A 20,585-nucleotide genomic window follows, 5' to 3' on the forward strand; every position below is an offset into this window, starting at 1 on the left:
GTCTGTTCTCCTTCCGGGCGACGCGGCCGACGCCGTACCCGAGGCCGGCCGCGTCGCTGGTGTCGTGTCCCTACGCCTGACCGTACGGACGGCCGCAGTCCGCGTCGCACTGCGCGAGGTTCGTGCCGTCCACGGTCCAGAGGTCGTCGAAGACCATGAACCCGGCCGCCTTCATCGCGTGTGCGGAGGCGGCGACCTTCTTCGGGTTACGCGCCCCTCCACCCGGCTTGGGGTTGTGGTGGAGGAAGCGGCCCGCGCACCGCTCGCACAGTTCGGCGTACTCCTTGGTGTGCAGGATGAGCGCGTGGAGGCCGAGGTCCACGTCGTCCGACGGGACCATGGGCACGGTGGCGGTCGCCGCGGTCACCACGAAGGCCACCGCCTGGTCCGCGATCCGCTCGGCGCGCTCGTGCGGCTGTCCGTTGTGGACCACCATGAAGTGGATGAGGCTGTCGAGCAGTTCCTCACCAGCCACCGCGCGACCGGTCTTCTGGTCGTTGGCCGTTGCCGTCATGCGAATACTCCTTGAGTGTCGCTGTGCTCTGGCATTTGCGCCCGCACCGGTCACCGAGGCGGGGACCACGGGCCACCGGGGGTTTGGAAGGCCAGCACCGAACGGGGAAGGGAGAGCCAAGGAAGGTGTCATCCCGTTCGGGGCGGCCGGTCTACTGGCTGATACCGAGGGCCACACCGATCACCAGGCCGCAGGACCCACTGACCACGATGACGAAAAGACCCCTCGCGAACCGGCCGATGGCGCGCATCACAGGCCACCCCGGCTGTTGCCGTTCTTGATGGCAAGGCGGGCGCTCAGTTCCTCCCGCGCGGACGGCGCCACCAGGTTGTTCGGCAGGGCGTCCCACTCGACACCGCCGCCGACGGGCCTTATCTGCACCCTGGCGCCGACCTCATCCATGACGACGCCGATCCGCCCACTGGCAGTGTCTTTCGCGAGTTCACCGATGCCTGGTCTGGTCTGCTGGTTGCTCGCCATGCGGCAGAGCGTCCCGCCGCTCGGCAGGACGCCAGAACCCCCGACGCCCCCCACTTCGGGACGTCCTGCGTCGGGTAGAACGTCCCTAGTGCCGTCCCTGCGTGTCAGGAGAGATCGGGATGCCGAACGAGAGGCTGCGCGCCGCCATGGCGACCGGCGGTTGGACGTACGCCGCCCTTGCGAACAAGGTCGAGGTCGACCCCAAGTCCGTCGAACGATGGGTCAATCTGGGGCGTACGCCGCGTCGCGCCACGGCCATGCTGACAGCAGAAGCACTAGGAGAAGACGTGCACGCTCTATGGCCCGGCTCAGGCAGGCGCGCCCTGCCCGCGCCGTCAGCCCGGAACTTGTGGCTCTCTACGACCAGCGGGCAGACATCCCCGTGTCCACCTTCGTGGACATGCTGACCCAGGCCCGCGAGCGGATCGACGTGTTGGTGTACGCCGCTGTTTTCCTGCACGAGGCGTACCCGCGGCTCAACGACCTGCTGCGAGAGCGAGCCGCCGATGGGTGTGCGATTCGTATCGCAGTCGGCGACCCGGACAGCCCGAATGTCCAACAGCGCGGCACCGAGGAGAAGTTCGGCCACGGCATCGAGTCCCGCTGCCGACTCGCCCTCATGCACTACCGCCCGCTGGCCGAAGTCGCCGGCATCGAGGTCCGGACCCATGCCACGACGCTCTACAACTCGATCTATCGTGCGGATGATCAGGCGCTGGTCAACGCCCACGTCTGGGGAGTGAATGCCTACGGTGCTCCCGTATGGCATCTGCGTCGTAGCGGAGAAGGTGGCATTTTCGATACCTACGCCAGCAGCTTCGACGCGGTGTGGGAAACCGCGACGCCGGTAAGCGAAGAAGGGTGACCATGGCCAGGACCGAGTATTACGACGACCCGGCGGCACCGGAGCCGAACAGCATGGTGGTCGCCGCGTCCGCCGTGGTGACCGACGACGAAGGACGCATTCTCCTCCAGCGCCGTCGGGACAACGATCTCTGGGCGCTACCAGGCGGCGGCATGGAGATGACCGACTCACTCCCGGGAACAGCCGTCCGCGAGGTGAAGGAGGAAACGGGTCTGGACGTGGAGATCACCGGGCTCGTGGGCACGTACACCGACCCTCGCCACATCATCGCCTACTCGGACGGTGAGGTGCGCAGGCAGTTCAACGTCTGCTTCACCGCCCGGGTGGTCGGGGGTCGGCTCACGATCTCGGACGAGTCCACGGATCTGCGTTTCTTCCCGGTTGATGAGCTTGCCAAGCTGCCCATGCACCACACGCAGCGACTACGGATTCAACACTTTATGGAGCATCGGGAGCGGCCATACCTCGGCTAATGCTGTCCGCCGCATGAAGCAACAATGGTGACAGTGACGATACACCTATCCAGAACCTGCGTGAGGACCCATCACCTTGATGATGGGTCCTCACGCAGGTTCGAGGTTTAGCTCCTCCATGCTTATCCTGTTGCTATCGAGGCAAGAGGTGCCTAGCTTATGAGGGATTATGAAGCCAGTCCTTGCTGTATCCTCTTGCGGGCAAGAGCGAAGGCGCGGTTCGGCACGGGAACATCGGTAGCAGTGATCTGCTCGTAGGCGGAATTTAGAGAGCGCAGCAACCCTTGCGCCTCGTTCCAGTCGATGTCTTTTGAGAGCAACCCGATCTCAACCTGATATTTATGGCGAAGTGCCGTATAAGACCGGGCGGACGATTGGAAGTCTGCGGCCTTCTTAGTCGAGCCGAGGAAAGGAGCTGTGGCCGCGTCGAGTGATGCCATCTTCAGTTTGCGATTGCCTATCATGTGGACTTTCGCACGTCTTCGCATCATTGTCCACGACGTCTTCCAGGAGATAGGAATCTCGGCTCGATGGTTCCATCGGTAGCTGTAGACCGAGGAATGGCGAGCCTTGTCTACCTCGGCGGCGATCCCGAATATTAGGGCATCGTAAACAAGTCTATCCCGGGCCGAAAATCGCGCCAATGGGCGCACGGCGATATCGTTTTTCGGGTAGTCTACGATTTCGGTGTGGCTGGGCCCGATGTTGCCATCTCGTATGACCGCAGCTAGCTCGTCGCAATACCCCTTATTCCATTGATCTGCAACGTCGGCGTAGACAGCAACGTCGGGGATCTCTGAGAACTCTTGTCCAGAGATCAAGAGGCGCAAGGCGGTTGTAAGCTGCTCGGCGATATCGTCCACGAATCCCCCCTCCCTAGTAACAGATGGTAAGGGAGGGAGCGACCACTATATCCACGGAGCGGCCGCCAGCTCCCGCACGGCTTCCAATCGCGGCGTAACTGTCGACCGTATGACGCCATGCGACCATCCTCTGGCCGGCAGGAGCAGGGCACTGCGAACGGTCAGAGGCTGACGGCAACGTTGACGGCAACGACGGCACACAGAGACCGACGATCACGAGCCGCAGCGATCAGTACCGCTGAGGAGGGAGCCCTCGTCCAACATGCCGCCCGATCCTACGGATCAGAAGGTTGCAGGTTCGAATCCTGCCGAGTGCACACAGGTGAGAGGCCCCGGATTACTCCGGGGCCTCTTGCGTTTCAGGGGCGTACCGCAGGGCGAACACGCGTTGCCCGGCTCGATCGGCGTCCCGTACTTCGTGGTGGCCGAGGCAGAGGACCGGCGCCCGGGCGGCGGTCCGTGGATACGGCGGCAGGTTGTCGCGGACAGCAGCGAAGTACCGCGACCACGGCAACCCGCCCTGCCCGCGGGCGTCCTCGGGGTGTCAGCAGTCTTCGGTCGGGGTGTTGCGGTTGAGTTTTTCCAGGTATTCGTGGGCCAGGGTCGTGGTGCGGGTGAAGCAGTCGGTGATGAGTGCGAGTTGCTCCGGGGAGTAGTCCGCGAAGAGGGCCGTCAGGCGCTTGGAGTGGCCCGCGTAGACCGTCCGTACGCGGGTGATCGCCTCCGGGACCGCCGCCACGCGGACGCGGCGGCGGTCCGCGGGGTCCGGGCGGCGGGTGACGTAGCCGGCGCGTTCCAGGCGGTTGAGGATGCCGGTCACCGCTCCCGTGGTGACGTGCGCGCGGGCCGCGAGGTCGCCCGCCGTGAGCAGGTCGTCGCCGGCCTCCAGGACGAAGGTGAAGCAGGCCAGGTCGGTGACCGTCAGGCCCAGCCGGCGGGCCAGCTCCTGCTGCCCGATGAGGTGGGCGGCGATGAGGTGGTCCATCGCCGACAGCGCTTGGGCGGGGGTGGCGGGCTCGGTCGGCGTGCCGTGCATCTTCTCGGGGTCCCTGAGTGGTGAGGTTTTCGGTTCGTATCGCTTAGCTGGTAAGAGAACCATGGTGTCAGACCCGGCCCTTACCCTCGCCAGTGATGGCACAGGTCTGGAAATGCGCGGGGCTTCGCTGGATGGCGGACGGCCCGGTGCTGGTGTGGAGCGGTGGGCGGCGCAGTGCGCTCATCCGGGGGAAGCGGATCGGGTTCGCCGTGCCGGAGGGGGGTGTGCGGACGTGCGCGGGAGCGCGGGGGAACGGGTGTCCGGTGCGCGCCGTCGTGCCGGGGAGGAGTACGGGCGGCCGGTGCGAGGAGTGCGCGCGGCTGGAGCGGGCGCACTCGGTGGCCGCCGACAAGGTCGCGGACGATCCCCGGCCGTACCGGGTGTACCTGGCCTGGTTCGGGCCCGGGATGGTGAAGGTCGGCATCACCGCCGTGGAGCGGGGGCCGGCCCGGCTGCTCGAACAGGGTGCCGTCTGCTTCAGCTGGCTCGGCACCGGTCCGCTGATGGCCGCGCGGCGCACCGAGGAACTGCTGCGGGCCGCGCTGCGCGTGCCGGACCGGGTGCCGTATGCCGAGAAGCGGGCGGTGCGGGCCGTGCTGCCGGAGTCGGAGGCGGAGCGCGCCGCCGAGCTGCGGGAGCTGCACGCGCGGGCCGTCGCGCTCCCCGGCCGGCCGGAGTCGCTGCGCGCCGAGCCCTGCCGGGTCGTCGATCAGCTCGGCGTGTTCGGGCTCGCCGGTGGACCGGAGGCGTTCGGTGAGGTCGTGGAGCTGGTGCCGGGCGGGGCCGTGCGCGGGGAACTGGTCGCGGTCGCCGGGCCCGATCTCCATCTGGCCGTCGGCGGGCGCGGAGCCGTCGCTCTGGACACCCGGCTGATGACCGGCTGGGAACTGGTGCCGGCCGGCACCGCGGCGGACGGATGCGGCTTCCCCGTCCGGGAGTTCGGCAGGCCGCCGGAGAGGCTGTTCTGAGCCGTCCGGTCCACAACCCTCTGACCGGTGCCCGGCCGCCCCGGCCCTTTCTCAGAGAAATCACAGACTCCGGAAAGCGTCCTCTCAGAGCACGCCGCCAGGGTGTCCGCCATGACCACGACCTCGCCCCAGGGGCGCACCGAACTGCTGAGGCCGGACGGGAGCCCCGTCCGCGTGCTGGTGGTGGACGACGAGTTGTCGATCACCGAGCTGCTGAGCATGGCCCTGCGCTACGAGGGCTGGCAGATCAGGAGCGCGGGCGACGGACAGGGCGCGATCCAGGCGGCCCGTGAGTTCCGGCCCGACGCCGTCGTGCTCGACATGATGCTCCCGGACATGGACGGCCTGTCCGTGCTCGGCCGGCTGCGGCGCGAACTGCCGGACGTGCCCGTGCTCTTCCTCACCGCCAAGGACGCGGTGGAGGACCGTATCGCCGGGCTCACCGCCGGCGGCGACGACTACGTCACCAAGCCGTTCAGCCTGGAGGAGGTCGTCGCCCGGCTGCGCGGGCTGATCCGGCGGTCGGGGGCCGCCGACCGGCGGTCCGACTCCGTGCTCGTCGTGGGGGACCTGACGCTGGACGAGGACAGCCACGAGGTCGCGCGGGGCGGTGAGTCGATCCACCTCACCGCCACCGAGTTCGAGCTGCTGCGCTTCCTCATGCGCAACCCCCGGCGGGTGCTCAGCAAGGCGCAGATCCTGGACCGCGTGTGGTCGTACGACTTCGGCGGCCAGGCCAATGTCGTCGAGCTGTACATCTCCTATCTGCGGCGGAAGATCGACGCCGGTCGCGAGCCGATGATCCACACCCGGCGGGGAGCCGGCTATCTGATCAAGCCCGCCGCGTCGTGAGCGGGCGGCGACGGCCGCTGCGACGCGGACAGCCGCGCACCCTGCGGACGCGGCTCGTCGTCGCGTCCGTGACGCTGATCGCGGTGGTGTGCGCGGTGATCGGCACGGTGACCACGCTGGCGCTGCGCTCGCACCTGTACGAGCAGCTGGACGGCAAGGTCACCGAGATCGCCATGCGCGGGGTCGGGCACCTGGAGCCCGGCGGCGCCGGACCGGGAGCGCCCCGGATGCCGGCCGCCTCCACCCCGGACACCCAGGTGGAGAACCTGCTGACGAAGGGCCCCACCCCGTTCGGGGCCGTCGCCGCGTATGTCCGCGGCTCCTCGATCACCAGCGCCGCCGTCGCCCGGCAGCAGAACGACGACAACGGCTTCTTCAAACGGTCGCGGGCCGTCGGCCTGACCACCGAGCAGAAGGCGGCACTGCGCACCGTGCCGCGGGACGGCGCCGCGCACACCGTGCGGCTCCCGGGCCTCGGCGGCTACCTCGTCAAGTACAGGGCGAGCGAGGACGGCGGCGACGCCTTCTACGTCGCGCTTCCCACCAAGGACACCGACGACAACATCAACACGCTCGTCCTGGTCGAGATCAGCGTCACCGCCGCCGGTCTGGTCGCCGCCGCCATCGCCGGCTACGTGCTCGTCGGTGTCGCCACCCGCCCCCTGCGCAGGGTCGCCGCCACCGCCACCCGGGTCTCCGAACTGCCGCTGCACACCGGCGAGGTGATCCTCAGCGAGCGGGTCCCGGAGGCGGAGTGCGACCCGCACACCGAGGTCGGCCGGGTCGGTGCCGCACTCAACCGGATGCTCGACCACGTCCACGGCGCCCTGCACGCCCGGCAGCGCAGCGAGACGCGGGTACGGCAGTTCGTGGCCGACGCCAGCCACGAGCTGCGCACCCCGCTCGCCTCCATCCGCGGGTACGCCGAACTCACCCGGCGCGGACGCGAGGAGGTCGGGCCCGACACCCGGCACGCCCTCGGCCGGATCGAGTCCGAGGCCGGGCGGATGACCCTGCTCGTGGAGGACCTGCTGCTGCTCGCCCGGCTGGACGCCGGCCGGCCGCTGCGCTTCGAGCACACCGATCTGGTCCCGCTGGTCGTCGACGCGGTCAGCGACTCCCGCGCCGCGGGCATGGACCACACCTGGCGGCTGGACCTGCCCGCCGCGCCGGCCCCGGTCCGCGCGGACCCGGCCCGGATCCAGCAGGTGCTGGTCAACCTGCTGGGCAACGCCCGCAAGCACACCCCGCCCGGTACGACCGTCACCGCGCGGGTGCGCCGGCGCGGGCCGTGGATGTGCGTGGACGTGGAGGACGACGGCCCGGGCATCCCGGCGGAGCTGCTGCCGCACGTCTTCGAGAGGTTCGCCCGGGGCGACTCCGCGCGCACCCGCGCCACCGGGTCCACGGGCCTCGGGCTCGCCATCGTGCAGGCCGTGACCGCCGCGCACGCGGGCACCGTGACCGTGGACAGCGCGCCCGGCCGCACCGTGTTCACCCTGCGGCTGCCCGCCCTCGCCGGACCGGTGCCGGAAACCGGCCCGTCACCGCACTCACAGCCGCGGCACAGCGCCACCACACGGGCGCGACAGGGGACCTGAGAAGAGTCGGTGCCATGCGAACCGACTCTTCTCCCGGCACCCTGCCGGCGCGGGAGCACCTCCCGGCCACAGACGCCGGTAGGCCTGTCCTGGACGTAGTGATCCCCGTCTACAACGAGGAGAAGGACCTCCAGCCGTGCGTCCGCCGGCTGCACGCGCACCTCACGCGCACCTTCCCGTATTCGTTCCGCATCACCGTCGCGGACAACGCCTCCACCGACGCCACCCCGCTGGTGGCGGCGCGGCTGGCGGCCGAGATCCCCGGGGTGCGGACCGTACGGCTGGAGCAGAAGGGGCGGGGACGGGCGCTGCGAACCGTGTGGTCGGCCTCCGACGCCCCGGTCCTCGCCTACATGGACGTCGACCTGTCCACCGACCTCAACGCCCTGCTGCCGCTGGTGGCGCCGCTGATCTCCGGCCACTCCGACCTGGCGATCGGCTCCCGGCTGGCCCGCGCCTCCCGGGTCGTACGCGGCCCCAAGCGGGAGTTCGTCAGCCGGGCCTACAACCTGATCCTGCGCGGTTCGCTCCAGGCCCGCTTCTCGGACGCGCAGTGCGGCTTCAAGGCGATCCGCCGGGACGTGGCCCAGGCGCTGCTGCCGCTGGTGGAGGACACCGGCTGGTTCTTCGACACCGAGCTGCTGGTGCTCGCCGAGCGCGCGGGCCTCAGGATCCACGAGGTGCCGGTCGACTGGGTCGACGACCCCGACTCCACCGTGCACATCGTCAGGACGGCCACCGACGACCTCAAGGGCGTGTGGCGGATCGGCAAGGCGCTGGCCGCCGGTTCGCTGCCGCTGGACCGGCTGGCCCGGCCCTTCGGCGACGACCCGCGCGACCGCGAACTGACCGACGTGCCGCACGGCCTGGCCCGCCAGCTCGTCGGCTTCTGCGTGGTCGGCGGCCTGTCGACCCTCTTCTACCTGCTGCTGTACAGCGCCTTCCGGCAGGCCGTCGGCCCGCAGACCGCCAACGCGCTCGCGCTGCTGGTCTCCGCCGTGGCGAACACGGCCGCCAACCGCCGGCTGACCTTCGGGGTGCGCGGCCGGGGCGGCGCGGTCCGGCACCAGGCGCAGGGCCTGGTCGTCTTCGGCATCGGCCTCGCCCTGACCAGCGGCTCTCTCATCGCCCTGAACGCGGCCGGCGACAGCCCGGCGCACTCCACCGAACTGGCGGTGCTCATCGCCGCCAACCTCGCGGCGACCGTGCTGCGGTTCCTGCTCTTCCGCGCCTGGGTCTTCCCGGACCGCGCGGAGACCGGCCCGCTCGCGGTGATCGCCGCGTCCCCGTACGACCGGCCCTGCCGGCCCACCGCCCACCTCAGCGCCGACGAGGCCGCGGACGCCGTCCCGCGGCCGCGGCCGGTGCGCCCGCACGACACCGACCCGGGGGACGCCCGATGACCACCCACTACGATCCGCCGACGACCGCGCCCGGCCCGGCCGCACGGGAGCCGGCCGCCGGGCCGGGCCGGCCGTTCCTCCGGCGGCTGTGGCGCGGCCGGCCCGAGGACCCGCGCTGGGCGCGCCCGGCGCTGCTGGTCCTGCTGGCCGCCACCCTCCTGCTCTACCTGTACGGACTCGGCGCCTCCGGCTACGCCAACTCCTTCTACTCGGCGGCCGTCCAGGCGGGCAGCAGGTCCTGGAAGGCGTTCTTCTTCGGCTCGCTGGACGCGGGCAACGCCATCACCGTCGACAAGCCGCCGGCCGCGCTGTGGCCGATGGCGCTGTCCGTGCGCCTCTTCGGCCTGAACTCCTGGGCGATCCTGGTGCCCGAGGTGCTGATGGGCGTGGCGACCGTCGGCGTCGTGTACGCGGCCGTGCGCCGCCGGTCCGGCCCGGTGGCCGGCCTGGTCGCGGGCGTGGTGCTCGCGCTCACCCCGGTCGCGGCGCTGATGTTCCGGTTCGACAACCCGGACGCGCTGCTGGCCCTGCTGATGTCGGTGGCCTGCTACCTCGTCGTCCGGGCCGTGGAGGACGGCCGTACGAAGTGGCTGGTGTGGGCCGGAACCGCGATCGGGTTCGCGTTCCTCGCCAAGACGCTCCAGGCGTTCCTGATCCTGCCGGCGCTGGCGGTCGTCTACGCGGTGTGCGCGCCGGTGGCCTTGCGCAAGCGCTTCGCGCAGCTGGCCGCGGCGACGCTCGCGCTGGTCGTCTCGGGCGGCTGGTGGGTCGCGGTGGTCGAGCTGTGGCCGGCCTCCTCGCGTCCGTACATCGGCGGCTCGCAGCACAACAGCTTCCTGGAACTGACCTTCGGCTACAACGGCCTCGGCCGGCTGAACGGCGAGGAGACCGGCAGCGTCGGCGGCGGTGGCGGGCCGGGTGGCGGCGGCATGTGGGGCGAGACCGGCTGGGACCGGATGTTCGACTCCGCGACCGGCGGCCAGATCTCCTGGCTGCTGCCCACCGCGCTGATCCTCCTCGCGGCCGGCCTGGTCGTCACGCGCAGGGCCCGCAGGACCTCGGTCACCCGCGCCTCGTTCCTGGTCTGGGGCGGCTCGCTGCTGACGACCATGGTGGTGTTCAGCTACATGGCGGGCATCTTCCACCAGTACTACACGGTGGCCCTCGCTCCCTACCTCGCGGCCGTGACCGGCATGGGCGCCGGGCTGCTGTGGGAGCGGCGGCGCGAGGGCTGGGCGGGCGTCACGCTCGCCGCGTCCCTCGTCGCGGCGGCGGCCTGGGGCTACGTCCTGCTGCACCGCACCTCCGGCTATCTGCCGTGGCTGAGGTGGCTGGTGCTGGTCGGCGGGCTGGCCGCGGCGCTCGGCCTGGTCTTCGCCGGCCGGCTCCCTCGGCGTCTCGTCCTCGCGACGGCCGCCGTGGGCCTGGTGGCCGCGCTGGCCGGACCGGCCGCGTACACCCTCAGCACCGTCCGGCAGGGCCACACCGGTTCGATCGTCACGGCCGGCCCGGCGGGCGCGAGCGTGAGGGGCGGCCGGGGCGGCGGTCCGGGCGGCGCGCGGGGCGGCTTCGGCGACGGCATGCCCGGCCAGGAGCAACAGAACCAGCAGGGTCAGCCGGGCGGGACCGGCGGTCAGGGCAACGGCTTCCCGGGCGGCGGCTTTCCCGGCGGCCTTCCGGGCCGGAACCAGCAGAACGGCAACGGCTTCCCCGGTGGTGCCGGACGGACCGGTGAGGCAGGCATGGGCGGCGCCGGCGGCCTGCTGAACGGCGCGAGCGTGCCGGCCGAGGCCCGGAAGCTGCTGGAGAAGGACGCCGGGACGTACACCTGGGTGGCCGCCTCCGTCGGCTCGCAGAACGCGGCGAGTTACCAGCTCGCCACGGGCGACCCGGTGATGGCGATCGGCGGCTTCAACGGCACCGACCCCTCCCCGACGCTCGCGCAGTTCGAGAAGTACGTCGCGGACGGCAGGATCCACTACTTCATCGCGGGCGGCGGCATGGGCGGCGGCGACAGCGGCACCGCTTCCCGGATCAGCTCCTGGGTGCAGAGCACCTTCGAGAAGGTGACGGTGGGCTCGGCGACGTTCTACGACCTCACGCGGAAGGCGGACGACTGAGCCCGGAAGCCGACCGGAAAGTGTGTTGTACACCGTATAGCAGCGCTATACGGTGTACGGCATGCCCACCTCGCAAGGCCATCCCCAGCGCTGGCTGATTCTCGGCGTCATCTGTCTCGCGCAGCTCACCGTGCTGCTCGACAACACCGTCCTGAACGTGGCCATCCCCTCGCTCACCCGCGAACTGCGCGCGACGACGTCCGACATCCAATGGATGATCAACGCGTACTCCCTGGTCCAGTCCGGCCTGCTGCTCACCGCGGGCAGCGCCGCCGACCGCTACGGCCGCAAGAAGATGCTGATCACCGGGCTCGTCCTGTTCGGCGCCGGCTCGCTCGTGGCCGGGCTCGCCGGCAGCACCGCCCAGCTGATCGGCGCGCGGGCCGGCATGGGCATCGGCGGCGCGCTGCTGATGACCACCACGCTGGCCGTGGCGATGCAGATCTTCACTCCCGAGGAGCAGCCGAAGGCGATCGGCATCTGGAGCGCGGTCAACGCGCTCGGCTTCGCCGGCGGCCCGCTGATCGGCGGCTTCGTGCTCGACCACTTCTGGTGGGGCGCGATCTTCCTGATCAACCTCCCGGTCGCGGCGCTGGCCGTGGTCGCGGTGGTGATCCTCGTCCCCGAGTCCAAGAACCCGCGCGGCGACCGTCCCGACCTGCTCGGCGCGGTGCTGTCCACCATCGGCATGGCCTCGCTCGTCTACGCGATCATCTCCGGCCCCGGCCACGGCTGGACCTCGGCGCGCGTGCTGGTCACGGCGGCCGTCGCGGTGCTGGTGCTGGGCGCCTTCGCCTGGTGGGAGAGCCGGGCCGACGAGCCGATGCTCGACGTCCACTTCTTCCGCGACAAGCGGTTCACGGGCGCGGTCGCCGGAGCGGTGCTCATCGTCTTCGGCATGGGCGGTGCGCTGTTCCTGCTGACGCAGCACCTGCAGTTCGTCCTCGGCTACGAGCCGCTGGAGGCCGGTCTGCGGACCGCTCCGCTGGCGCTGACGGTGGTGGTGCTCAACTTCAGCGGGCTGTCCGCGAAGTGGTCGGCGCGGCTGGGCACGCCGGCGTCGATCGCGCTGGGGATGGTCTGCATGTCCGCGGGCCTGGTGTCGATCGCGGAGGTGGACTCCGGCGGCTACGCGGGAACGCTGCTCGGGCTGCTGCTGATCGGCGCGGGCTGCGCGGTGGCGAACCCGGCGATGGCGCACGCCATCATGAGCGCGATCCCCCGGGAGAAGGCCGGAGTCGGCGCCGGGATCAACGGCACGCTGGCCGAATTCGGCAACGGGCTCGGTGTGGCCGTCCTCGGCGCCGTGCTCAGCTCGTCCGTGGCCTCGGGCGAGTCGTTGTCCGCCGGGCTGAACACCGGGCAATTGGTCGGGGCGGTCGCCGTGCTGGCCGGCGGGTTCGTGGCGGCGGGGCTGCTGCGGCGCGCGGAGAGGGTGTCCGCCTGATGGCCCTCGGGCGTCGGGGCTGGTCGCGCCCGCGCGGCGGCGGCCGGGCCCTGACCCGGCCCCGCGCCTTTCCGGGCCGGCCGCGGTCCTAGCATCGTGGAGAGCGATCCGAGTTCGAGGAAGGTGCGCCGGTGACGAAGGCAGCAGGTCGGTCGGCGCGGGACAGTGTCTGGCGGGAGCGCGGGGCCCGGCGCGGAGGACGCGGCGGGCAGCCCTCCGGGCTCGACCGGGAGCGGATCACCGAGGCGTCGGTGCGGCTGCTGGACGCCGAGGGGCTGGCCAGGTTCTCCATGCGCCGGCTGGCCGCCGAGCTGAACGTCACCGCGATGTCCCTGTACTGGTACGTCGACACCAAGGACGACCTGCTGGAACTCGCCCTGGACGCGGTCTTCGCCGAGCTGCGGCTGCCCGACCCGGACGACACCGGCGAGGACTGGCGGGAGCAGCTGCGGGACCTGGCCGCCGCCTACCGGGAGCTGCTGGTCCGCCATCCCTGGCTGTCGCCGCTGGCCGGGCGCTACCTCAACATCGGCCCGAACTCGCTCGCGTTCTCCCGCGCGGTCCAGCGGGTCGTCCGCCGGGCCGGGCTGCCCGCGCACGGGGTGACCGGGGCGATCTCGGCCGTCTTCCAGTTCGTCTACGGCTACGGCACGATCGAGAGCCACTTCCTCACCCGGATCGCGGACACCGGGCTGTCCCCGGAGGAGTACTTCGAGCAGGCGATGTCCCTGGTCGACGAGGTCCCCGGGACCGCCGAGATCATCCGGGAGTCCAAGGACATCATGGCGGCGCGCGGCGGTGACACGGTGGCCGAGATGCTGGACCGCGACTTCACCTTCGCCCTGGACCTGCTGATCGCCGGCATCGAGGCGATGGTCGCCCGGGGCTGACTACCCCTCTTGGACCAGCCGCGCCGGAAACCCGCCGGTCGCCACCGGCCCCCACCGTTCGGGCGTCACCCGGATGATGGACTTGCCCTGCTTGAGCATGGCCTGCCGGTACTCGTCCCAGTCGGGGTGTTCGCCGGCGATGTTGCGGTAGTACTCGACGAGGGGTTCCACCGAGTCGGGGGCGTCGACGACCTCGGCCGTGCCGTCGATCTGCACCCAGGGGCCGTTCCAGTCGTCGCTGAGGACGACCAGGCTGACCCGGTTGTCGCGCTTGGCGTTGCGGGTCTTGGCCCGGTCCGGGTAGGTGGACATCACGATCCGGCCGGAGTCGTCCACGCCGCAGGTCAGCGGGGATGCCTGCGGGGAGCCGTCGGACCGGCGGGTGATCAGCAGGGCGCGGTGCCGGGGCCGTACGAAGTCGAGCAGTTCGGCCGGCGATACCCGGGTGTTCGTAGCGATGTTCGGTGCCATGGGGGCAGCCTAGGGGCAACGGGTGCCCCCGTGGCTGACCCTGCCGTGTCTACGCCTGGGGGAGCGAGTCGCCCTGCACGGCCTGGATGTCCAGCTCCACCTTCAAGGTGGTGCCGATGGCGGCGATGCCCGCCTGGAGGACCTGGTTGTAGTTCATCGCGAAGTCCTCGCGGCGCAGTTCGGCGGTGGCCCGGAACGCGGCGCGGGTGCCGCCCCAGGGGTCGGCGCCGGTGCCGAGGTAGGCGAGGTCCAGGTCCACCGGCCGTACGACGCCGTGCAGGGACAGTTCGCCGTGCACGGTCCAGCGGTCGGAGCCGGCCTGGTCCAGGCCCGTCGAGCGGTAGGTGATCTCCGGGTGCCGTTCGACGTCCAGGAAGTCGGCGGAGCGCAGGTGCGTGTCGCGCATGCCGTTGCCGGTGTCGATGGAGGCCGCCCGGATCACCGCCTCCACCCGGGACTTGGCGATGTCGTCGGGCGCGATCTCGATCGTGCCGCCGAACTCCGTGAACCGGCCGTGCACGCTGGAGATGCCCAGGTGCTGCGCGACCGCGGCGACGGAGGAGTGCGCCGGGTCGATGGTCCACGGTCCGGGCGGCGGCAGCTCGGTGCCGCCCTGCCGGGCCAGCGTGACCGTGCCGACCTCGGCCCGGCCGCTCGCGGTGACGATCGCGGAGGAGGCCGCGGGCGCGTAGCCGACGGCCGTCACGATCACGGTGTACGCCCCCGGCGCCAGCTCGGTGGCGTCCCGGACGGCTCCCTCGTGATCCGCCTCGGCACGCAGCACCTGCGTACCGGTCATGTCGGTCACCGTGACGACCGCGTGCGACACGGCCCACCCGTCCCGCGTACGGATCTTCGCGGTCAGTCCCATCCCGTTTCTCCCTGAAAAAAGCTCAAAAATTGCTCGTACGAGACCGGCCCGCGGCGGGCGCGCCTCCGCTCGGGACGCGCGCCGCCACGGGCCGTGGTGTGCCTACTCGCCGGGGTGGGCGAGTTCGATGTCGTGGCCGTCCACACCGGGGCCGGTCACGGTCAGCGCGGTGGCCACCGGCGGGTAGCCGGTCGCGATGACGGTGTACTCGCCGCCGTTCAGGTCGGTGAAGGCGTACGCCCCGTCCGTCCCGGTGGTGGCGGTGCCGACCACGTTGCCCGCCTGGTCGACCAGGGTGACCCGGGCGTCGGCCAGCGGGCCGTGCGGGGCCCGGACGACACCCTGGAGCCGGGCGCCGGCGTCCAGGTCGACCTCGATCCGGGTGACGCCGGTGGCGCCGACCTCGACCGGCAGGGCGCGCGGCCGGAAGCCGCTCGCGTTGACCGCGACGGTCACCGTGCCGGGCACCAGGTCGGTGAGGGCGAAGTCGCCCTGCTCCCCGGTGGCGGCGGTGGCCAGCAGGTCACCGCGCACATCGGTGACGATCACCATCGCGTCCTTGACCGGCAGCGCGCTCCCGGCGGCCCGGACCACACCGGTCAGCCCGCTGGTGCCGCTGAGCAGGATGTCGTACGACACCGGCTCCTCGCCCACCACGATGGTGGAGGCCTGCGGCTGGTAGCCGTCGGCGGAGGCGATCAGGACGTAGCTGCCGGTGCCCGGGGCGTCGAGCGCGTAGGAACCGTCGGCCTGGGCGACCGAGCGGCCCAGCTGGCGGCCGGACAGCGAGATCAGGGTGACCGCGGCCTGCGCGACCGGGGCGCTCTCGGCGCCGCGGACGAAGCCGTGCACCGGGGTGCCGCCGTGGCCGGTGCCGGGTTCGGCGACCGTGGCGACGGCCGCCATGGGCCGGGTGTCGGCGGCGGTGCCGTCGGCCGCGGCCGGGGCGGTCCGGGCGACCGCGACCGGGACCGTGGCGGGAGCCGCGGCGGCCTGGGCGGCGGCCGAGGCCTGGGCTGCGACCGAGGCCTCGGCGGCGGCCGGGGAGTCGCCGTCGGCGGACTGCGCGAGCGCGCCCTTGGTCTTCAACGGGACCTCCTTGATGAACAGCGTGATCAGGAAGGCGACGGCGGCGAGGCAGCCGGCGATGAAGAAGACGTCGGCGATGCCGTGGCCGTAGGCGCTCTCCATCAGCGTCCGGATGGGCGCCGGGAGCTTGTCCATGTCCGGGATGCTGTCGGTCGAGCCGGAGCTGCCGGCCAGCGCGGCCTGGGACTTCGGGTCCAGCGCGGAGACGCCGTCCTGGACGTAGTGGGTGATCCGGCGGGACATCACGGCACCGAGCGCGGAGACGCCGACCGCACCGCCGAGGGAGCGGAAGAAGGTGACCGTGGAGCTGGCCGAGCCGAGGTCGGAGGGCGCCACCTGGTTCTGCGTGGCGAGCACCAGGTTCTGCATCATCATGCCGATGCCGAGACCCAGCAGGGCCATGAAGATGGCCATCTTCCAGTAGTCCGTGTCGTACCGGATGCCGCCGAGCAGCAGCAGGCCGGCCGTGACCAGCACGCCACCGCTGACCAGCCACGCCTTCCAGCGGCCGGTGCGGGTGATGAACTGACCCGAGACGGTCGAGGAGACGAACAGACCGCCGATCATCGGGATGGTCATGACGCCCGACATCGTCGGGGACTTGTCGCGGGCCAGCTGGAAGTACTGGCTGAAGAACACGGTGCCGGAGAACATCGCGATACCGACGAACAGCGAGGCGAGCGAGGCCAGCGTGATCGTGCGGTTCTTGAACAGGCGCAGCGGGATGATCGGCTCGCTCGCCCTGGACTCCGCGAACACGAACAGCGCGCCGAGGACGATCGAGCCGCCGACCATCGCGTAGGTCTGCCAGGACAGCCAGTCGTACTTGTCACCGGCGAAGGTGACCCAGACCAGCAGCAGGGAGACGGCGGCGGCGATCAGGGTCGCGCCGCCCCAGTCGACCTTGACCTGGCGCTTGACCACGGGCAGGTGCAGGGTCTTCTGCAGCACGATCAGCGCGATGATCGCGAACGGGACACCGACGTAGAAGCACCAGCGCCAGCCCAGCCAGGAGGTGTCGGTGATGACGCCGCCGAGCAGCGGGCCGCCGACGGTGGCGACGGCGAAGGTGGCGCCGAGGTAGCCGGAGTACCGGCCGCGCTCGCGCGGGGAGATCATCGCCGCCATGACGATCTGCGCCAGGGCGGACAGACCGCCGACGCCGATGCCCTGGAACACCCGGAAGGTGATGAGCATGCCGGGGTTCTGCGACAGGCCGGCCGCCATGGAGGCGACCACGTAGATGACGAGGGCTATCTGGACGAGAGCCTTCTTGCTGTACAGGTCGGCGAGCTTGCCCCACAGGGGAGTGGCCGCGGTCATCGACAGCAGGGCGGCCGTGACCACCCAGGTGTAGGCGGACTGGCCGCCGCCGAGGTCTCCGATGATCTCCGGCAGGGCGTTGGAGACGATCGTGGACGACAGGATTGCCACGAACATGCCGAGCAGCAGCCCGGACAGGGCCTCCATGATCTGCCGGTGCGTCATCGGGGCGTCGCCTGGGCCTCCCCCGTGCTTGGCGTGAGCCCGCACACCGGCTGGTGTGGTCGTTGCCATGGGCTTCCTTTTCTTACGTGCTTGCGGGTGTACGGGTGGTCTCTTCGATTACGGGGGCGGGGAGCCGGACCGGAGCGGACCGGCAGTCTCCGAAGGAGTCGCGCAGCCGCGTCATCAGCCGGATCAGCTGGCCGACCTCGTCGTCGGTCCAGTCCGCCAGCCGCTCGGCGAGCAGATGCGTGGTCCGCCGGGACAGCTCGTCGAGCTGCTCCAGGCCCTCCGGGGTCAGACGCAGGATGCGCGACCGCTTGTCCGCCGGGTCCGGGAGCCGCTCGATCCAGCCGCGTGCGGCCACGTGCGCGACGTGCCGGCTGGTGACCGACATGTCCACGGCGAGCAGTTCCGCGAGCTTGCTCATGCGCATGTCGCCGTGGCGGCCGAGCAGGGTCAGCACGGCGGCCGAGCCGGCCGGGCAGTCGGGCGGCAGGATCCGCCCCATGTCCCGTTTCACGGCTCCGACGGCACTGAGCTGACGCGCCAGCTCTTCGTACTGCGCCCGCTCGGCCATCACACCTCCCGTATTCGTTGCTTGGGGCAACCATAAGACTGTTTGGTTGCTGAAGGCAAACAATCATGGAGTCGACCGCGCAAAAACTTGGCAAAGGCAAGTATTGCGAACGTAAATGTGCAGGTGAGTGCGAGTGAGGTGCCCCCGTCTGTCCCGAAGGCCCCGCACTTGGGCCGGTCACCTGGATTCGCTAGGGTCTCGGGGCATGGCTAACACCCAGGGCCCCCAGGGCAATTACGACCCCGCCGGCAGTACCCAGATGTTCCGCGCCTTCGTCGACGAGGCACCTCAGGCCCGGCAGCAGCAGGCGGCCTCCTCCGGCCCCCGGGTCGGTCTGATCGTCGGCGTCATCGTGGCGCTCGTCGTGGTGGCCGGCGTCGCCTGGCTGGCGCTGAAGTAGGGGCCGGCCCGTAAGGGATCAGTCCCGGTCGGCCGGGACGTCCCGCGTCACGATCCGCGTGCCGGGCGGCACCCGCCACGCCTCCACGCACACCGTCCAGGCCGGGCCCGTGCGCGCTCCCGGCGCGAGCGGCACCGGCAGCTCCACGGCCGACGGCCGATGCCGAGCGCGCCGATGATGTCCGTCCCGAACGCCACCGGGCCCTGACGGACCGCCGCGCCACCGGAGTTGTGGAAGGCGACGGTCGCCTCCCGGCGACGGCGCGTGTCGGTGCCCTCGGTCGCCGGCTCGCCCCAGGTCAGAGCGGCCGGCGCCGTAGGGCCGGGCGCCGGGCGGTGCCGGGGTGGGCGGGGGTGTCGACGCGGCCGGTGGCGGCGGTGCCGTCGTACGGCCGTCCTGCCCGACCGCCGGGTTTCGGGATGCCGGGAGCCGCGCCGTGCGTTCCGCCGTGCCCTGGGGATGCCGACGCGGTCGCGTCCGTACGGCCGGCGAAAACCTCTCTGCCCGCCCGGACCCCGGTCGCGCGCGGGGCCTCCCCTCCGTTCGCCCCGCCCACCGCGGGCCCGTCCAGCGGCACCGGCGGCACCGGGTCCGCCGGCGCCACGGCCGCCGGTCCGTCCCGGCCCGCGCCGACCGTGGTGTGACCGCTGCCCGGCCGGCCGTGCCTGCGGGCGGCCACCGTCGACGCCGTCGTGACGGTGAGCCGCGTCGGTCCGTCCCGGCCTGTGCCGACCCCGGTGTGACCGCTGCCCGGTCCGCCGTGCCCGCGGGCGGTCGCCGTCGCGCTCAGGGCGGCGGCCGCCGGCGCCGTCGTGACGGTGAGCCGGCGGCCGTGTGCCCATGCCGTCGGGTGCGGTGTCCCGGTACGCGGCGTCGGTTCCCGGCAGTTGACGTGCCGTCGGACGGGAGGCCGGCGGAAGACCTCAGTCCGAGATCAGGCCCTCGCGCAGCTGGGCCAGCGTGCGGGTCAGCAGCCGGGAGACGTGCATCTGGGAGATGCCGACCTCCTCGCCGATCTGCGACTGGGTCATGTTGGCGAAGAAGCGCAGCATGATGATCCGGCGCTCGCGCGGCGGGAGTTTGGCGAGGAGGGGCTTGAGGGACTCGCGGTACTCCACACCCTCCAGGGCCGTGTCCTCGTAGCCGAGCCGGTCGGCCAGGGAGCCCTCGCCGCCGTCGTCCTCGGGGGCCGGCGAGTCGAGGGAGGAGGCGGTGTAGGCGTTGCCGACCGCGAGGCCGTCGACCACGTCCTCCTCCGACACGCCGAGTACGGCGGCCAGTTCGGTGACCGTGGGGGAGCGGTCCAGCTTCTGCGACAGCTCGTCGCTGGCCTTGGTGAGCGCCAGGCGCAGTTCCTGGAGCCGCCGCGGGACCCGCACGGACCAGGAGGTGTCCCGGAAGAACCGCTTGATCTCGCCGACCACGGTGGGCATCGCGAACGTCGGGAACTCCACGCCCCGCTCGCAGTCGAACCGGTCGATCGCCTTGATCAGGCCGATGGTGCCGACCTGGACGATGTCCTCCATCGGCTCGTTGCGGGAGCGGAAGCGGGCCGCCGCGTACCGGACCAGCGGGAGGTTCAGCTCGATCAGGGTGTCCCGGACGTACGCCCGTTCGGGGCTGTCCTGCTCCAGCGCGGCCAGGCGCAGGAACAGCGACCGGGACAGGGTGCGGGTGTCGAGGTTCGCCGCGGCCTGCGGGGCCGGGAGCGTTTCGGCGGACGGGTCGGCGGCCTGGGCCGGCACGGTGTCGAGGGCCGGCACGGCGTCGAGGGCCGTGACACCCTCGAAGCCGTCGAGGACGTCGAGAGCGTCGAACTCCTTGGGCGCTGCCTCGCTCTTCGTCGGCGTCAGCACCTTCGAGCTGCCCTGGTCTGCGGACATGCCACCCCCTTTGGGTCGCGGGACGGTCGCGGCGGCGCCGTCGTCGAGCAACGCAGCCTTCACCTGAATACCGGAGCCGGAGCCACGGCAAACGCGCTTCCCGCAGAATGTCACATGTCGGCAACGCGCTGTACCGACATGTCGACACGTGAGCGGTGAATCGGCCCTGCAGGGAAGGGGTCTGACGGGGTTTCGGGTCGTGTTTGTCGGCATCCGCCCTGGTGAGCGATTCGCTCGTGCCGGTTACCGATCGATCGGGTATGCGATGCAGCGCCATGGGGGTCGTGCTTCCGT

General features: G+C 71.2%; 18 protein-coding genes and 1 pseudogene. 10 read left to right on the forward strand and 9 right to left on the reverse strand.

The window, feature by feature from the left end:
• Positions 1 to 70: 70 nt before the first annotated feature.
• The gene (locus tag SCK26_RS19265) at positions 71 to 514 is read right to left on the reverse strand and encodes a hypothetical protein (protein ID WP_318202543.1); all 444 of its coding nucleotides are present in this window, start codon (positions 512 to 514) and stop codon (positions 71 to 73) included.
• A gap of 249 nt (positions 515 to 763) precedes the next feature.
• On the reverse strand, positions 764 to 994 hold the full coding sequence (locus SCK26_RS19270) for a hypothetical protein (RefSeq protein WP_318202544.1): 231 nt from the start codon (positions 992 to 994) through the stop codon (positions 764 to 766).
• Positions 995 to 1,113: 119 nt separating this feature from the next.
• On the opposite strand from SCK26_RS19270, the pseudogene SCK26_RS19275 reads away from it, so the two are divergent.
• A pseudogene (locus tag SCK26_RS19275) lies at positions 1,114 to 1,859 on the forward strand (XRE family transcriptional regulator).
• 2 nt (positions 1,860 to 1,861) lie between these two features.
• Positions 1,862 to 2,332, forward strand: coding sequence for an NUDIX domain-containing protein (locus tag SCK26_RS19280; protein ID WP_318202545.1), 471 nt, complete (start codon positions 1,862 to 1,864; stop codon positions 2,330 to 2,332).
• A gap of 167 nt (positions 2,333 to 2,499) precedes the next feature.
• Here SCK26_RS19280 and SCK26_RS19285 read toward each other — a convergent pair whose 3' ends face one another.
• Positions 2,500 to 3,195, reverse strand: coding sequence for a hypothetical protein (locus tag SCK26_RS19285; RefSeq protein WP_318202546.1), 696 nt, complete (start codon positions 3,193 to 3,195; stop codon positions 2,500 to 2,502).
• A 544-nt stretch (positions 3,196 to 3,739) separates the two neighbouring features.
• Complete coding sequence (locus SCK26_RS19290) at positions 3,740 to 4,231, reverse strand: MarR family winged helix-turn-helix transcriptional regulator (protein WP_318202547.1); 492 nt, start codon at positions 4,229 to 4,231, stop codon at positions 3,740 to 3,742.
• Positions 4,232 to 4,326: 95 nt separating this feature from the next.
• Here SCK26_RS19290 and SCK26_RS19295 point away from each other — a divergent pair, with 95 nt between their 5' ends.
• From SCK26_RS19295 to SCK26_RS19325, 7 genes are all read left to right on the forward strand, one after another.
• Positions 4,327 to 5,199 (forward strand): DUF2797 domain-containing protein, encoded by an 873-nt coding sequence (locus SCK26_RS19295; protein WP_318202548.1) that lies wholly within the window; start codon positions 4,327 to 4,329, stop codon positions 5,197 to 5,199.
• 111 nt (positions 5,200 to 5,310) lie between these two features.
• Positions 5,311 to 6,051, forward strand: coding sequence for a response regulator transcription factor (locus tag SCK26_RS19300; RefSeq protein WP_318202549.1), 741 nt, complete (start codon positions 5,311 to 5,313; stop codon positions 6,049 to 6,051).
• On the forward strand, positions 6,048 to 7,652 hold the full coding sequence (locus SCK26_RS19305; RefSeq protein ID WP_318202550.1) for a HAMP domain-containing sensor histidine kinase: 1,605 nt from the start codon (positions 6,048 to 6,050) through the stop codon (positions 7,650 to 7,652). The genes SCK26_RS19300 and SCK26_RS19305 overlap by 4 nt, the downstream gene beginning before the upstream one ends.
• A gap of 14 nt (positions 7,653 to 7,666) precedes the next feature.
• Entirely contained in the window at positions 7,667 to 9,055 is a 1,389-nt protein-coding gene (locus tag SCK26_RS19310; RefSeq protein WP_318202551.1) for a bifunctional glycosyltransferase family 2/GtrA family protein, read from the forward strand.
• Positions 9,052 to 11,175: a glycosyltransferase family 39 protein gene (locus tag SCK26_RS19315; protein WP_318202552.1), complete on the forward strand. Its 2,124-nt coding sequence runs from the start codon at positions 9,052 to 9,054 to the stop codon at positions 11,173 to 11,175. The genes SCK26_RS19310 and SCK26_RS19315 overlap by 4 nt, the downstream gene beginning before the upstream one ends.
• Before the next feature lie 52 nt (positions 11,176 to 11,227).
• The gene (locus SCK26_RS19320) at positions 11,228 to 12,622 is read left to right on the forward strand and encodes an MFS transporter (protein WP_412080760.1); all 1,395 of its coding nucleotides are present in this window, start codon (positions 11,228 to 11,230) and stop codon (positions 12,620 to 12,622) included.
• A 131-nt stretch (positions 12,623 to 12,753) separates the two neighbouring features.
• Positions 12,754 to 13,512 (forward strand): TetR/AcrR family transcriptional regulator, encoded by a 759-nt coding sequence (locus SCK26_RS19325; RefSeq protein WP_318202554.1) that lies wholly within the window; start codon positions 12,754 to 12,756, stop codon positions 13,510 to 13,512.
• On the opposite strand, the gene SCK26_RS19330 is transcribed toward SCK26_RS19325, so the two are convergent.
• From SCK26_RS19330 to SCK26_RS19345, 4 genes are all read right to left on the reverse strand, one after another.
• Positions 13,513 to 13,983: a PPOX class F420-dependent oxidoreductase gene (locus SCK26_RS19330; RefSeq protein WP_318202555.1), complete on the reverse strand. Its 471-nt coding sequence runs from the start codon at positions 13,981 to 13,983 to the stop codon at positions 13,513 to 13,515. It lies immediately after the preceding gene.
• A 49-nt stretch (positions 13,984 to 14,032) separates the two neighbouring features.
• Positions 14,033 to 14,854 carry a YceI family protein gene (locus SCK26_RS19335; protein ID WP_318202556.1) on the reverse strand — a complete coding sequence of 274 codons (822 nt, stop codon included), beginning with the start codon at positions 14,852 to 14,854 and terminating at the stop codon, positions 14,033 to 14,035.
• A 102-nt stretch (positions 14,855 to 14,956) separates the two neighbouring features.
• Positions 14,957 to 17,500 (reverse strand): MFS transporter, encoded by a 2,544-nt coding sequence (locus SCK26_RS19340; RefSeq protein ID WP_318202557.1) that lies wholly within the window; start codon positions 17,498 to 17,500, stop codon positions 14,957 to 14,959.
• A gap of 13 nt (positions 17,501 to 17,513) precedes the next feature.
• Complete coding sequence (locus SCK26_RS19345; protein ID WP_318202558.1) at positions 17,514 to 18,008, reverse strand: MarR family winged helix-turn-helix transcriptional regulator; 495 nt, start codon at positions 18,006 to 18,008, stop codon at positions 17,514 to 17,516.
• Positions 18,009 to 18,213: 205 nt separating this feature from the next.
• On the opposite strand from SCK26_RS19345, the gene SCK26_RS19350 reads away from it, so the two are divergent.
• On the forward strand, positions 18,214 to 18,408 hold the full coding sequence (locus tag SCK26_RS19350; protein ID WP_318202559.1) for a hypothetical protein: 195 nt from the start codon (positions 18,214 to 18,216) through the stop codon (positions 18,406 to 18,408).
• Between the two features lie 923 nt (positions 18,409 to 19,331).
• Here the strand turns inward: SCK26_RS19350 and SCK26_RS19355 are convergent.
• Positions 19,332 to 20,291: an RNA polymerase sigma factor SigF gene (locus tag SCK26_RS19355; protein WP_318202560.1), complete on the reverse strand. Its 960-nt coding sequence runs from the start codon at positions 20,289 to 20,291 to the stop codon at positions 19,332 to 19,334.
• Between the last annotated feature and the right edge of the window lie 294 nt (positions 20,292 to 20,585).

It is taken from the genome of Streptomyces sp. SCL15-4 (genome assembly GCF_033366695.1).
Lineage (GTDB): Bacteria > Actinomycetota > Actinomycetes > Streptomycetales > Streptomycetaceae > Streptomyces.